Source organism: Bacillus cereus group sp. MYBK14-1 (assembly GCF_051916885.1).
In the GTDB taxonomy this organism is placed as follows: domain Bacteria; phylum Bacillota; class Bacilli; order Bacillales; family Bacillaceae_G; genus Bacillus_A; species Bacillus_A cereus.
On the sequence record NZ_JBQAHM010000007.1, the window covers coordinates 216,065 to 229,026 of the forward strand.

A 12,962-nucleotide genomic window follows, 5' to 3' on the forward strand; every position below is an offset into this window, starting at 1 on the left:
AACAAGCTATTTACAATTGCGCGGAATCTCAGCAATTGCATCTAGGTGTATTGTAATATAAAATAGTTGAACAGGAGTTTAATTTATTATGGAGGTGCTATGTCTAGTATGAATACGAACGAAAGAATCGTGCCCCTCCTACCATTAAGAGGCGTTCTCGTATATCCAACGATGGTTTTGCATCTTGATGTAGGACGTGATAAATCGATACAAGCACTAGAGCAGGCGGCAATGGATGAAAATATCATCTTTTTAGCAATGCAAAAAGAAATGAATATCGATGATCCGAAAGAAGATGACATATATAGTGTAGGTACGGTGGCGAAAGTGAAGCAAATGTTAAAATTGCCGAACGGTACGCTTCGTGTCCTTGTGGAAGGTTTACATAGAGCAGAAGTAATAGAGTTTATCGAAGAAGAAAATGTAGTACAAGTGTCGATTAAAACGGTAACTGAAGAAGTAGAAGATGATTTAGAAGAGAAAGCTCTTATGCGTACGTTACTGGAGCATTTCGAACAATATATTAAAGTTTCGAAAAAAGTTTCAAATGAAACATTTGCAACGGTAGCTGATGTGGAAGAACCAGGGAGATTAGCTGATCTAATTGCTTCTCACTTGCCGATTAAAACGAAGCAGAAACAAGAGATTCTAGAGATTGTATCTGTAAAAGAACGATTACAAACACTTATTTCAATTATTCAAGATGAACAAGAGTTACTTAGCCTAGAAAAGAAAATTGGGCAAAAAGTGAAACGTTCCATGGAGCGCACGCAAAAAGAATATTTCTTACGTGAGCAAATGAAGGCGATTCAAACTGAACTTGGCGACAAAGAAGGCAAGGGCGGAGAAGTAGAAGAACTTCGTGAGAAAATTGAACAGTCAGGAATGCCGGAAGAAACAATGAAGGCTGCGCTGAAAGAATTAGATCGTTATGAAAAGTTACCAGCAAGTTCTGCGGAGAGTGGTGTTATTCGCAATTATATTGATTGGTTATTAGCGCTTCCGTGGACAGAGGCAACAGAAGATATAATTGATCTTGCTCATTCGGAAGAGATTTTAAATAACGATCATTACGGTCTTGAAAAAGTGAAAGAGCGTGTACTTGAATATTTAGCTGTACAGAAGTTAACGAATTCATTAAAAGGACCTATCCTTTGTTTAGTAGGCCCTCCTGGGGTCGGCAAAACTTCGTTAGCGCGTTCAATTGCAACATCATTGAATCGTAACTTCGTCCGTGTATCTCTTGGTGGTGTGCGTGATGAATCTGAAATTCGTGGTCACCGCCGTACATATGTTGGAGCAATGCCAGGACGCATTATTCAAGGTATGAAAAAGGCGAAAACAGTTAATCCAGTCTTCTTATTAGATGAGATTGATAAAATGTCTAACGATTTCCGTGGAGATCCATCAGCGGCATTACTTGAAGTATTAGATCCAGAACAAAACCATAACTTCAGTGATCATTACATTGAAGAACCATATGATCTATCAAAAGTTATGTTTGTAGCAACTGCTAATACACTTTCAAGTATTCCAGGTCCATTACTTGACCGTATGGAAATCATTTCGATTGCTGGCTATACAGAACTTGAAAAAGTACACATTGCTCGTGAGCATTTATTGCCGAAACAATTAAAAGAACATGGCTTACGAAAAGGTAATTTACAAGTGCGTGATGAAGCGCTGCTTGAGATTATTCGTTATTATACACGTGAGGCTGGTGTTCGTACGCTAGAGCGCCAAATTGCAAAAGTTTGCCGTAAAGTAGCGAAGATTATCGTTACAGCAGAACGTAAACGTATCGTTGTGACAGAGAAAAAGATTGTTGATTTACTTGGTAAACACATATTCCGTTATGGGCAAGCTGAAAAAACAGACCAAGTTGGTATGGCAACAGGTCTAGCTTACACAGCAGCAGGCGGCGATACACTTGCCATTGAAGTTTCTGTAGCGCCAGGAAAAGGGAAACTAATTTTAACAGGGAAACTTGGGGATGTTATGAAAGAATCAGCACAAGCTGCGTTTAGTTATATACGTTCTCGTGCAGAAGAGCTTCAGATCGATCCGAATTTCCATGAGAAAAATGATATTCATATTCACGTTCCAGAAGGAGCAGTTCCAAAAGACGGACCGTCAGCAGGTATTACGATGGCAACGGCACTTATTTCTGCGCTAACAGGTATTCCTGTAAGTAAAGAAGTCGGTATGACAGGTGAAATTACACTTCGTGGTCGTGTATTACCAATTGGTGGTTTAAAAGAAAAAACATTAAGTGCTCACCGCGCAGGCTTAACAAAAATTATTTTGCCAGCAGAAAACGAGAAAGATTTAGATGATATTCCAGAGAGCGTAAAAGAAAACCTTACGTTTGTGCTTGCATCTCATTTAGATGAAGTATTGGAGCACGCATTAGTAGGAGTGAAACAATGAAAGTAACAAAAGCAGATATTGTAATTAGTGCTGTTAAACCAGAACAATATCCAGACAGTGATTTACCAGAAATTGCATTAGCAGGTCGTTCAAATGTGGGGAAGTCTTCCTTTATTAATAAAATTTTAAATCGTAAAAAGTTAGTACGTATTTCTTCTAAACCAGGAAAAACGCAAACGCTGAACTTTTTCTTAATCAATGAGATGATGCACTTTGTTGACGTTCCAGGTTATGGATATGCGAAAGTATCTAAATCGGAGCGCGCTGCATGGGGGAAAATGATTGAAACGTACTTTACAACGCGTGAACAATTAGACGCAGCTGTATTAGTAGTTGATTTACGTCACCAACCAACAAGTGATGACGTGATGATGTATGATTTCTTAAAGCATTATGAAATCCCAACAATTATTATTGCGACGAAAGCCGATAAAATTCCGAAAGGGAAATGGCAAAAGCATTTAAAAGTTGTAAAAGAAACGCTTGCTGTTGAAATTGGCGATGAAATTGTTCTATTCTCTTCTGAAACAGGACTTGGAAAAGAAGAAGCGTGGAAAGCAATTCATAAATTTACAAAAACAAAAAACGCGTGACGAATGTCGCGCGTTTTTGTTTTGCTAAATTTTTTAGTGTACGTTTAATGTAACTTCAATATTTCCTCGTGTTGCTTTCGAGTAAGGACATACACCGTGAGCCGCTTCTACAAGTTCTTGTGCTTCGCTATGTGAAACGCCAGCCACATGTACATCAAGTACAGCAGATAGGCCGAAACCACCATCTGTATCTTTTCCGATAGAAACGTGAGCAGTTACTTCTGTACTTTCTACTTTCACACGTTTTGTACGAATGACAAGTTGTAATGCACTATCGAAACAAGCTGCATAACCAGCTGCAAATAGTTGTTCTGGATTTGTTGCTTCTCCGCCTGCACCACCTAGTGCTTTCGGCATTTTTACATCAAGATTTAATATGCCATCATCTGAAACTACTTTCCCATTTCTTCCACCTGTTGCTGTTACTGAAGCAGTATATAATTTATCCATATTTATTCCCCTTTTCCATCATTAATTGTTTTCATTGTGTCAATCAGTTTATTTAGTTGAATTAATAAAGAGCGATATTCTTGCTCTGTAATTCCTAAGTTTGTAGCCATCGTTGTCGGTAATGAACAAGCCTTTTCCTTTAAATCTTTGCCCTGTTCTGTTAATTCAATACAAACTTTTCGCTCGTCTTCTTTGGAACGAACACGTTTTACAAGTTTTAATGATTCCATACGTTTTAACATAGGTGTTAACGTACCAGAATCTAAAAATAGACGTTCTCCAATTTCTTTTACTGTTAGTCCATCTTGCTCCCATAGTACGAGTAAAGTAATGTACTGGGGATACGTAATACCCATTTCTTCTAAATAAGGTCGATAAAAACGAGTAACCTCTCTAGAGCAGGCGTAAATAGAAAAACAAAGTTGGTTATCTAGATGCAAAGAGTCTTCTGTCATAAATAACTCCCTTCTAATTAAGTTGTGCAAAATTTAATTTTGTAAAACTAATATAACGAAAAAGAAATGCAATGTCAAATACATTGTATTGAGAAAGTCTTTGTTACATTTTGGAACAATCATACATATTTTCCTTCATGATGAAAGAAGATAGGGAAGATGATGTTATAATTTATATGGAATAGTTTCCATCACTTGATTATGAGGGCTTTTTTTGGTAACGTACAAATAGAGTTATTAATTTATAATCATTATAAAGTAGAAATTTTTTTATTAGTGTTACTGAATCTCCTTTATTACATACGGAGAATAATTAAAAAATAATCGGTTGTTCACACGATTGTCAGATTCATAAGAGGAAAGTTGTATTATGATAGTAGATAAAGTGATAAAACGGGTGAAGGGGGACATGCTGCGTGCATATTCTTGTTGTTAGTGTAAATTATCGAACAGCCCCTGTAGAATTTCGTGAGAAACTCACATTTCAGGCAGCAGAACTAGAGCGAGCGATGACTACATTACAAAATCAAAAGAGCGTGTTAGAGAATGTCATTGTGTCAACTTGTAATCGCACTGAGATTTATGCTGTTGTCGATCAATTACACACGGGACGGTATTATATTAAGAAGTTTTTAGCTGATTGGTTTCAGCTTGAAATAGAAGAAGTCGCGCCATATTTAACTATTTTTGAACAAGATGGCGCAATAGATCATTTATTCCGCGTAACGTGCGGTTTAGATTCAATGGTAGTCGGAGAAACGCAGATTTTAGGTCAAATAAAAGATAGCTTTTTAGAAGCGCAACAAGTTAAAGCAACAGGCACAATTTTTAATGAATTGTTTAAGCAAGTCATTACATTAGCAAAACGTGCCCACTCAGAAACAACAATCGGGGAAAGTGCAATGTCTGTTAGTTATGCTGCTGTTGAGCTTGGAAAGAAAATATTTGGCGAGTTAACAGATTGTCATGTGCTTATTCTTGGTGCTGGTAAAATGGGCGAACTTGCACTACAAAACTTATATGGAAGTGGTGCTCGTAAAGTAACAGTTATGAATAGGACGCTTTCGAAAGCAGAAGTAATGGCTGAGAAATATATGGGACATGCAAAATCGTTAAGCGAATTACAATGTGCATTATTAGAAGCAGATATTTTAATTAGTTCAACTGGTGCATCTGAGTATGTCATTACGAAAGAGATGATGACAAAGGTGGAGAAAATGCGCTCTGGTCGTCCATTATTTATGGTTGACATTGCAGTGCCGCGTGATATTGATCCAGCGATTGATGAGCTAGAAGGTTCTTTCTTGTATGATATTGATGATTTACAAGGAGTAGTGGAGGCAAACCGTGCTGAGCGTTTGAAAGAGGCAGAGAAAATTCAATTTATGATTGAAGAGGAAATTGTTCTGTTTAAAACGTGGTTAAGTACACTTGGTGTTGTTCCATTAATATCAGCTCTTCGTGATAAGGCACTTGCAATCCAAAGTGAAACGATGGTAAGCCTAGAGCGAAAAATACCAAACCTTAGTGATCGTGAGAAAAAAGTTATTAGTAAGCATACGAAAAGTATTATTAATCAATTATTAAAAGACCCAATTTTAGTAGCGAAAGAAATAGCTGCTGAAGAGGGAGCGAGCGAAAAATTAGCGTTATTTGCAAAGATTTTTGATTTAGAAACGGAAGAAGTAGAGAGTCGTGCGGAAGAAGTAGAACATAAAAGAGTGTGGACACCATCCGTTCCATCTTTATAATTTGGAAGGATGATCGGATGAGTTTTTTAAATAACAGTATTATTTATCATATTGCAATTATTTTATATGCTTGTAGCATTAGTTTATATTTTATAGATTATTTCCAAAGTAACCGAAAGGCGAACCGATTTGCTTTTTGGTTACTTGCGATTGTATGGGTCCTGCAGTCTATTTTTATGTTGCTTAGAGCTACAGATTCAGAAACGAATCCTATTTTAACTTTATTATCAGGGATTTATTTTTATGTTTGGTTATTGATTACGATGTCGTTAGTTATTAATCGATTTATGAGAATTGACTTTTTAGTCTTTTTTACAAATGTTGTAGCATTTGGCGTAAGCGCTTTTTCTATTTTTACACCGCTCGGAAAGATGTCGCCAGTACTTGCGGAACAATTAGTTTCAGAACTTGTATACGTGCATGTCGGTATGGCAATTATTTCTTACGCAACGTTTACTGTATCGTTCATTTTTTCTATTATGTATTTATTGCAATATCGCCTATTAAAAAAGAAAAAATGGAATGCGAGATTAAGAAGGTTAGGGAATTTACCGAAGCTAGAATCTATGTCTTACGGATTAAATTTATTTTCTGTTCCATTTTTCTTACTAGCAATTTTATTAGGATGTATATGGGGATATACAAAATTGGATAATTTCCATTGGTATGATACGAAAGTAATCGGATCTTTTGTCGTTCTATTTGTGTATTGCACAGGTTTATATTTACGAGCGGCAGATGTGTTGCAAGGTAAGAAAATTGTACAGTGGAATATCGGATCGTTTCTCGTAATGCTAGTAAACATTTTTCTATTAAGCAGTTTGTCCAATTTCCACTTTTGGTATTTATAATGAGGAGAGAGAATTATGCGCAAAATTATTGTAGGATCACGAAAGAGTAAACTAGCATTAACGCAAACAAACTGGTTTATTGATCAGTTAAAAGCCTTAGGTCTACCATATGAATTTGAAGTGAAAGAAATTGTCACAAAAGGTGATGTTATTTTAGATGTTACTCTTTCAAAAGTAGGCGGAAAAGGCTTGTTTGTGAAAGAGATTGAACATGCGCTACTTACGAAAGAAATTGATATGGCTGTACATAGTATGAAAGATATGCCGGCCGTACTTCCAGAAGGATTAATGATCGGTTGTACACCAAAGCGTGTTGACCCTCGTGATGCTTTTATCTCAAAAAGCGGAGCGTCGTTTAAAGAGTTAGCAGAAGGCGCTATTTTAGGTACGAGTAGTTTAAGACGTAGTGCACAGCTACTCGCTGCGAGACCAGACTTACAAGTGAAGTGGATTCGCGGAAATATCGATACACGTTTACGTAAATTAAAAGAAGAAGATTACGATGCAATTATTTTAGCGACAGCAGGATTACAAAGAATGGGCTGGGATAATGAAGTTATTACAGAACATTTAGATGAGACGTTATGTGTACCTGCTGTAGGACAAGGTGCATTAGCGATTGAGTGTCGTGAGGATGATAAGGATTTATTGCAGTTGTTAGCGCATATTAATGATACGATAACAGAAAGAACAGTGGCAGCGGAGCGAGTATTTCTTCATAAACTTGAAGGTGGATGCCAAGTTCCAATTGCTGGATATGCAACCCTTACAGAAAACGATGCAATCGAATTAACAGCTCTTGTCGGCTCTATGGATGGCTCTGTTTTATTAAAAGAGACAGTAGTGGGTACTAATCCTGAGGAAGTAGGGTTAGAGGCCGCGGACCGTTTAATTAAACAAGGCGCCAAAGAACTCATTCTTGCTGCAAATAAGGAGCAACAATAAATATGAACGCTCTCGCTGGAAAAACGGTATTGATTACACGTGCCCAGCATCAAGCGAAACAAATGAGTGTAGCAGTGAAAGAAAAGAGCGGAATTCCATTGGAAATTCCGCTTTTGCGTATGGAAGGTATGTCTCATAGGCAAATTCAACATATTGAAGAACAGCTACATTCATACGACTGGGTTATTTTTACGAGCAGAAATGGTGTAGCTTTTTTTCTAGATAGTTTAAAAAAGAAACTACCGCTAACCATTAGAATCGCTGCGGTAGGTGTGAAAACAAAATTAGAGTTAGAAAAAAGGGGCTATCAAGTTCATTTTGTTCCGACTTCATTTGTTGCAGAAGCATTTGCAGAAGAGTTTCTAAAAGAATTAAGTGGAAACGAACGTATTTTATTTCCGAAAGGGAATTTAGCAAGAGAGGTAATTCCGGTTGCACTTCGGGAAATTGGTGTTTCTCTAGATGAGCTAATCGTATACGGTACGAAAGTGAATATAGAAAAAAAGCAAGAACTTATAGCAGCATTGAAGTTAGGGAAAGTAGACATTATTACATTTACGAGCCCTTCAACTGTTACTAGTTTTGTTCGTTTACTTGAGGGTACAAACTGGAGAGAATGGACAAAAAAATGTACAATTGCTTGTATAGGACCTATTACGGAAAAAGAGGCAAGTCTTTATTTTCCGTCTGTTATTGTGCCGAAAGAGTACACTGTAGAAGCATTACTACAATATGTTTGTGAATCTATAAAATGAAAGAATGGGGATAGAAATCTATGAACTCTTTACAATTTAATCGTCATCGTCGTTTAAGACAAAGCGGGGGCATGCGTGCACTTGTGCGTGAAACGTTTTTACATACGGAAGATTTTATTTACCCTATTTTTGTATTAGAAGGTGAAAATGTTCGTAATGAAGTTCCTTCTATGCCGGGCGTATATCAAATGTCTTTAGATTTATTGCAAACTGAAATGCAAGAAGTTGTTGATTTAGGTATTCGTTCTGTTATTGTATTTGGTTTACCTGCTGAAAAGGATGAAGTTGGATCATCAGCATATTGTGATCATGGAATTGTACAACGTGCTATTCAGCAAATTAAAGGTGATTTCCCTGAGCTAGTAGTAGTTGCAGATACATGTTTATGTCAATTTACAAGCCATGGTCATTGCGGTGTAATTGAAGATGGGATTATTTTAAATGACGAGTCTCTTGCAGTTCTTGCGAAAACAGCTGTAAGTCAAGCGAAAGCAGGAGCGGATATTATTGCGCCATCAAACATGATGGACGGCTTCGTAACAGCAATTCGTCATGCATTAGACGAAAATGGTTTTGGACACGTGCCAGTTATGTCGTACGCTGTGAAATATTCATCAGCATTTTATGGACCATTCCGTGATGCTGCGCACGGTGCACCGCAATTTGGTGACCGTAAAACATATCAAATGGATCCGGCAAACCGTATGGAAGCATTCCGTGAAGCAGAATCAGATGTAATGGAAGGTGCAGATTTCTTAATCGTAAAACCAGCTCTTTCTTACTTAGATATCGTTCGTGATGTGAAAAATAACTTTAATTTACCAGTTGTCGCTTATAATGTAAGTGGTGAATATTCGATGATTAAAGCGGCAGCGCAAAATGGTTGGATTAATGAAAAAGAAGTTGTTCTTGAAAAATTAATTAGTATGAAACGTGCAGGGGCAGATTTAATTATTACGTATCATGCAAAAGATGCAGCAAGATGGTTACAAGAAGGAGGCGCTAAATAATGAAAAAGTTTGATAAGTCAATTGCAGCGTTTGAAGAGGCGCAAGACTTAATGCCTGGTGGCGTAAATAGCCCGGTTCGTGCCTTTAAGTCTGTTGGGATGAATCCGTTGTTTATGGAGCGTGGAAAAGGCTCTAAAGTATATGATATCGATGGGAATGAATACATCGACTACGTATTATCATGGGGTCCTTTAATTCATGGTCATGCAAATGATCGTGTTGTAGAAGCGTTAAAATCTGTTGCTGAAAGAGGTACAAGCTTCGGTGCACCAACAGAAATTGAAAATAAATTAGCAAAACTTGTTATTGAGCGCGTGCCATCAATTGAGATTGTGCGTATGGTTAACTCTGGAACGGAAGCAACAATGAGTGCACTACGTTTAGCTCGTGGTTATACAGGTCGTAATAAAATCTTGAAATTTATTGGTTGTTACCACGGTCATGGTGATTCGTTATTAATTAAAGCTGGTTCTGGTGTGGCGACTTTAGGTTTACCAGATAGTCCTGGTGTACCAGAAGGGGTAGCGAAAAATACGATTACAGTAGCTTATAACGATTTAGAAAGCGTAAAATACGCGTTTGAACAATTCGGTGATGATATTGCTTGTGTAATTGTAGAACCAGTAGCAGGAAATATGGGGGTTGTTCCTCCGCAGCCTGGATTTTTAGAAGGTCTTCGTGAAGTAACAGAACAAAACGGTGCATTGCTTATTTTTGATGAAGTAATGACAGGGTTCCGAGTAGCTTATAATTGTGGCCAAGGTTATTATGGCGTAACGCCTGATTTAACATGCCTAGGTAAAGTAATCGGTGGTGGTTTACCGGTAGGAGCATACGGTGGTAAAGCAGAAATTATGCGCCAAGTTGCGCCAAGCGGACCGATTTACCAAGCTGGTACTTTATCAGGTAATCCACTTGCAATGGCGGCAGGTTATGAAACGTTAGTACAGTTAACGCCAGAATCATATGTAGAATTTGAGCGTAAAGCTGAAATGTTAGAAGCTGGATTACGTAAAGCAGCTGAAAAACATGGCATTCCGCATCATATTAACCGTGCAGGCTCTATGATTGGTATTTTCTTTACAGATGAACCCGTTATTAATTACGATGCAGCAAAATCTTCAAACTTAGAATTCTTTGCGGCTTACTATCGTGAAATGGTAGAACAAGGTGTATTCTTACCACCATCTCAATTCGAAGGTTTATTCTTATCGACAGCACATAGTGATGCAGATATTGAAGCGACGATTGCAGCAGCTGAAATTGCAATGTCAAAATTAAAAGCGTAGTGTATTAGAGAAAATCGCTCTCCATAAGGGGAGCGATTTTTTTTATTCATAAAGTAAGCTTCCCACACATAAATCTGTAATGACATATAGTTTGGGAGGGGGAAAAGAAGTGGCTACAGATCATTCATTACGATTTTCATTAAAAGAATCTGTGTGGTTCCAAAAAGGACAGGAAGTCGAAGAACTTTTGTCAATTTCGTTAGATCCAGACGTTGAGATAGAAGAGCTTGATCATGAAGTAATCGTGAGAGGACAATTAGATTTAACGGGAGAGTATGTTGCACGAAAAGATGATTCCGCGTATTCATTAAGAGAACTATCGCCAGCAAAGTCAATTGATTATGTAGAAACAAGAGAAGATGGGGTTAATGAACTTGTTCATTCCTTTCCACTTGAAATATCAATTCCGAGAAATCGAGTGAAAGTAATTGAAGAGCTATATGTATCAATCGAGGAATTTGATTGTGAATTAAAGGAAAATGGTTGCTTACAATTATTAGCGGATATATCTATTACCGGTTTGTGTGATGAAGAGAGAAGCGAGGATGAAGTTGAAGAGGAAGAAACGGTGTATGCTGAGTTAGAAGAAGATTCAGCGCAAGAGGATGAAAATAGACCGGCGCCGCATGTAGAAGAACCAGCATATAAGGAATCAGATGAGTGGGAAGATTACGCATTTGAACCGTTCCAATTAGAGGAAAGAAAAGAGCAGGAATTAGAAGAAGAGAAAATAGAAGAACATGAATTTGTGGAACGTGAAGAGGAGCAAGAAACAACGCCGCAATTTGAACTGTTCGGACGAAAAGATTTCAAGAAAGAAAAAGCGAAAAAGCAGGAAGAACAAGAAGAAGAGTACTCACAGCGAGATGAAAATGCGCTTTATTTAACAAAACTATTTACGAAAGAACCGGAAGAAGAATTTACAAAGTTAAGAATGTATTTCGTGCAAGAAGGGGATACAATTGAATCTATTGCAGACCGTTATGAAACGTCTGTACAAAATTTATACCGTGTCAATCAAACAGAAGATATATTTTTAAATACGGGGCAAATTATTTATATTCCCGTTTCAAGGGTAAAGGCGAAATAAGGAAGTGAGTGTTTTCACTCACTTCCTTTCTTAGAGGCTATGTTTTGAATAGAAAGGGTTATTCGTATGGATATTGAGTTGCGAAATCACTATGAACCTATCGTGAGGCAATATAGATTGGATACGCAGCATATGGAAGAGCACGGAAATGTAATGAAAATTTATACGAATCAAGGTCCATATGCACTCAAGAAAATAGAAGGCAGAAAGTTAGAGCGGAATAACTTTCTGCATCATATTCAATATTTGAAGGAGAAAGGTTTTTCAAATTATGTACCTATATATCATGCGACGGATGGAAGTTATATTTTAAGTGACGGGACGTATAATTATTATTTAATGCCTTGGTTAGAACGTGCAGAAGGAAACGGTGAGGACAATGATCAATACCATAAAATGTTTCAGACACTTGGAACGTTGCATCAAAAAACTGTGAAGGAAGAAACGTATACGGAAGAAGATTTAGAAAAACATTATACAAGTATATCCGATCGTTGGGAAAATGATGGTGAGATGTTAGAAGAGTTTCTCGTAGAATCTGAATCAAAATGGTATATGTCCCCGTTTGAATTGCAATATTGTACGTACTATCATCATGTAATGAGAGCGCGTGAATTTGCAACGAAGCAATTAAATGAGTGGAACGATGCGATGAAAGAAAAGGAGAAAACGCGTATTACTTTTGTGCATGGTAATGTGTCACTGAATCATTTTTTATTTGACTATGAACGGAATGGCTATTTTATTAGTTTAGAAAAATCGAAGTTTGCAACGCCTGTGCAAGATATAGTAGGTTTTTATTCACGGTCTTTAAACACATATCCAATCGCAAGAAGTGATCGGTTTGAATGGTTTCAAATTTATCAAAAAAATTTCCCTTTTACGAAAGAAGAGCAACTACTTATGTTTGCGTATATGACGTATCCATCGCAATTTATTCGGCAAATCCAGTCTTATAAGAAAAGAAGAGATAATCGTAACGAGGAAAATGAACTGCGCGGAGTAAAGAGTTTGCAACAATCGCATTGGCTCGTTAGCAATATAGAATATTTCCTGTCACAATTACAAGCTGCCCAGCAAGGGAACGGATAAAGTAAACATTCCCCGCTGATGATTAGCCTTCACTAATTGGGCGTTTACGGGCACCAGGGCTCCCATCTAACTTCTTTGCTTCAGCTGAGTTTTGAGGTGGAGGTCTTACTGCCCACAAATAGCGGGGTAAAGAAGATAAGTAGAGGATTCTACTTATCTTCTTTTTGGCACCAAAAGCTGTAGTTTTAAATTTATCTTGACGAATAAGGTTTCGTTTTTTACACTATTGTATATAATAATTAACAATCATA

At 37.4% G+C, this 12,962-nt stretch carries 12 protein-coding genes and 1 other annotated feature (1 of these 13 cut by a window edge); of the genes, 10 read left to right on the top strand and 2 right to left on the bottom strand.

The annotated features are described in order from the left end of the window. Positions 1-99: 99 nt before the first annotated feature. The gene (lon, locus tag ACTFR3_RS19445) at positions 100-2,430 is read left to right on the top strand and encodes an endopeptidase La (protein ID WP_000097289.1); all 2,331 of its coding nucleotides are present in this window, start codon (positions 100-102) and stop codon (positions 2,428-2,430) included. After that, positions 2,427-3,023, top strand: a complete 597-nt coding sequence (ysxC, locus tag ACTFR3_RS19450; protein WP_000869116.1) for a ribosome biogenesis GTP-binding protein YsxC — start codon at positions 2,427-2,429, stop codon at positions 3,021-3,023. Before lon ends, ysxC begins: the two co-directional genes overlap by 4 nt. Positions 3,024-3,056: 33 nt before the next feature. Here the strand turns inward: ysxC and ACTFR3_RS19455 are convergent, their stop codons facing one another. Both ACTFR3_RS19455 and ACTFR3_RS19460 read right to left on the bottom strand, forming a co-directional pair. Further along, on the bottom strand, positions 3,057-3,473 hold the full coding sequence (locus tag ACTFR3_RS19455) for an organic hydroperoxide resistance protein (protein WP_000359780.1): 417 nt from the start codon (positions 3,471-3,473) through the stop codon (positions 3,057-3,059). A gap of 2 nt (positions 3,474-3,475) precedes the next feature. After that, on the bottom strand, positions 3,476-3,928 hold the full coding sequence (locus ACTFR3_RS19460) for a MarR family winged helix-turn-helix transcriptional regulator (protein ID WP_000133916.1): 453 nt from the start codon (positions 3,926-3,928) through the stop codon (positions 3,476-3,478). Positions 3,929-4,344: 416 nt separating this feature from the next. Between ACTFR3_RS19460 and hemA the strand changes: the two genes are divergently transcribed. The 8 genes from hemA to ysxE all read left to right on the top strand — a co-directional run bounded on the left by hemA (position 4,345) and on the right by ysxE (position 12,711). Continuing rightward, entirely contained in the window at positions 4,345-5,679 is a 1,335-nt protein-coding gene (gene hemA / locus ACTFR3_RS19465; protein ID WP_000547868.1) for a glutamyl-tRNA reductase, read from the top strand. 17 nt (positions 5,680-5,696) lie between these two features. Continuing rightward, positions 5,697-6,530, top strand: coding sequence for a cytochrome c biogenesis protein (locus ACTFR3_RS19470; RefSeq protein ID WP_000008991.1), 834 nt, complete (start codon positions 5,697-5,699; stop codon positions 6,528-6,530). Between the two features lie 15 nt (positions 6,531-6,545). After that, complete coding sequence (gene hemC / locus ACTFR3_RS19475; protein WP_001226421.1) at positions 6,546-7,475, top strand: hydroxymethylbilane synthase; 930 nt, start codon at positions 6,546-6,548, stop codon at positions 7,473-7,475. 2 nt (positions 7,476-7,477) lie between these two features. Next, on the top strand, positions 7,478-8,230 hold the full coding sequence (gene hemD, locus ACTFR3_RS19480) for a uroporphyrinogen-III synthase (RefSeq protein WP_000992353.1): 753 nt from the start codon (positions 7,478-7,480) through the stop codon (positions 8,228-8,230). 20 nt (positions 8,231-8,250) lie between these two features. Then, positions 8,251-9,240, top strand: a complete 990-nt coding sequence (hemB, locus tag ACTFR3_RS19485) for a porphobilinogen synthase (protein WP_001087073.1) — start codon at positions 8,251-8,253, stop codon at positions 9,238-9,240. After that, positions 9,240-10,529 (top strand): glutamate-1-semialdehyde 2,1-aminomutase, encoded by a 1,290-nt coding sequence (gene hemL / locus ACTFR3_RS19490; RefSeq protein ID WP_000712943.1) that lies wholly within the window; start codon positions 9,240-9,242, stop codon positions 10,527-10,529. Before hemB ends, hemL begins: the two co-directional genes overlap by 1 nt. Positions 10,530-10,608: 79 nt before the next feature. Beyond that, the gene (gene spoVID / locus ACTFR3_RS19495) at positions 10,609-11,619 is read left to right on the top strand and encodes a stage VI sporulation protein D (RefSeq protein ID WP_440044695.1); all 1,011 of its coding nucleotides are present in this window, start codon (positions 10,609-10,611) and stop codon (positions 11,617-11,619) included. A gap of 66 nt (positions 11,620-11,685) precedes the next feature. Then, on the top strand, positions 11,686-12,711 hold the full coding sequence (gene ysxE, locus ACTFR3_RS19500; protein WP_000350656.1) for a spore coat protein YsxE: 1,026 nt from the start codon (positions 11,686-11,688) through the stop codon (positions 12,709-12,711). Between the two features lie 250 nt (positions 12,712-12,961). Further along, position 12,962, top strand: a binding site (T-box leader) (it continues 231 nt past the right edge of the window).

Excerpts from the sequence above, each read along its gene's own strand:
- ACTFR3_RS19455 (WP_000359780.1), bottom strand. The coding sequence starts at position 3,473 with ATGGATAAATTATATACTGCTTCAGTAACAGCAACAGGTGGAAGAAAT.
- hemD (WP_000992353.1), top strand. The coding sequence starts at position 7,478 with ATGAACGCTCTCGCTGGAAAAACGGTATTGATTACACGTGCCCAGCAT.
- ACTFR3_RS19470 (WP_000008991.1), top strand. The coding sequence starts at position 5,697 with ATGAGTTTTTTAAATAACAGTATTATTTATCATATTGCAATTATTTTA.
- hemL (WP_000712943.1), top strand. The coding sequence starts at position 9,240 with ATGAAAAAGTTTGATAAGTCAATTGCAGCGTTTGAAGAGGCGCAAGAC.
- ysxC (WP_000869116.1), top strand. The coding sequence starts at position 2,427 with ATGAAAGTAACAAAAGCAGATATTGTAATTAGTGCTGTTAAACCAGAA.
- ACTFR3_RS19460 (WP_000133916.1), bottom strand. The coding sequence starts at position 3,928 with ATGACAGAAGACTCTTTGCATCTAGATAACCAACTTTGTTTTTCTATT.
- hemC (WP_001226421.1), top strand. The coding sequence starts at position 6,546 with ATGCGCAAAATTATTGTAGGATCACGAAAGAGTAAACTAGCATTAACG.
- ysxE (WP_000350656.1), top strand. The coding sequence starts at position 11,686 with ATGGATATTGAGTTGCGAAATCACTATGAACCTATCGTGAGGCAATAT.
- spoVID (WP_440044695.1), top strand. The coding sequence starts at position 10,609 with ATGACATATAGTTTGGGAGGGGGAAAAGAAGTGGCTACAGATCATTCA.
- lon (WP_000097289.1), top strand. The coding sequence starts at position 100 with ATGTCTAGTATGAATACGAACGAAAGAATCGTGCCCCTCCTACCATTA.
- hemB (WP_001087073.1), top strand. The coding sequence starts at position 8,251 with ATGAACTCTTTACAATTTAATCGTCATCGTCGTTTAAGACAAAGCGGG.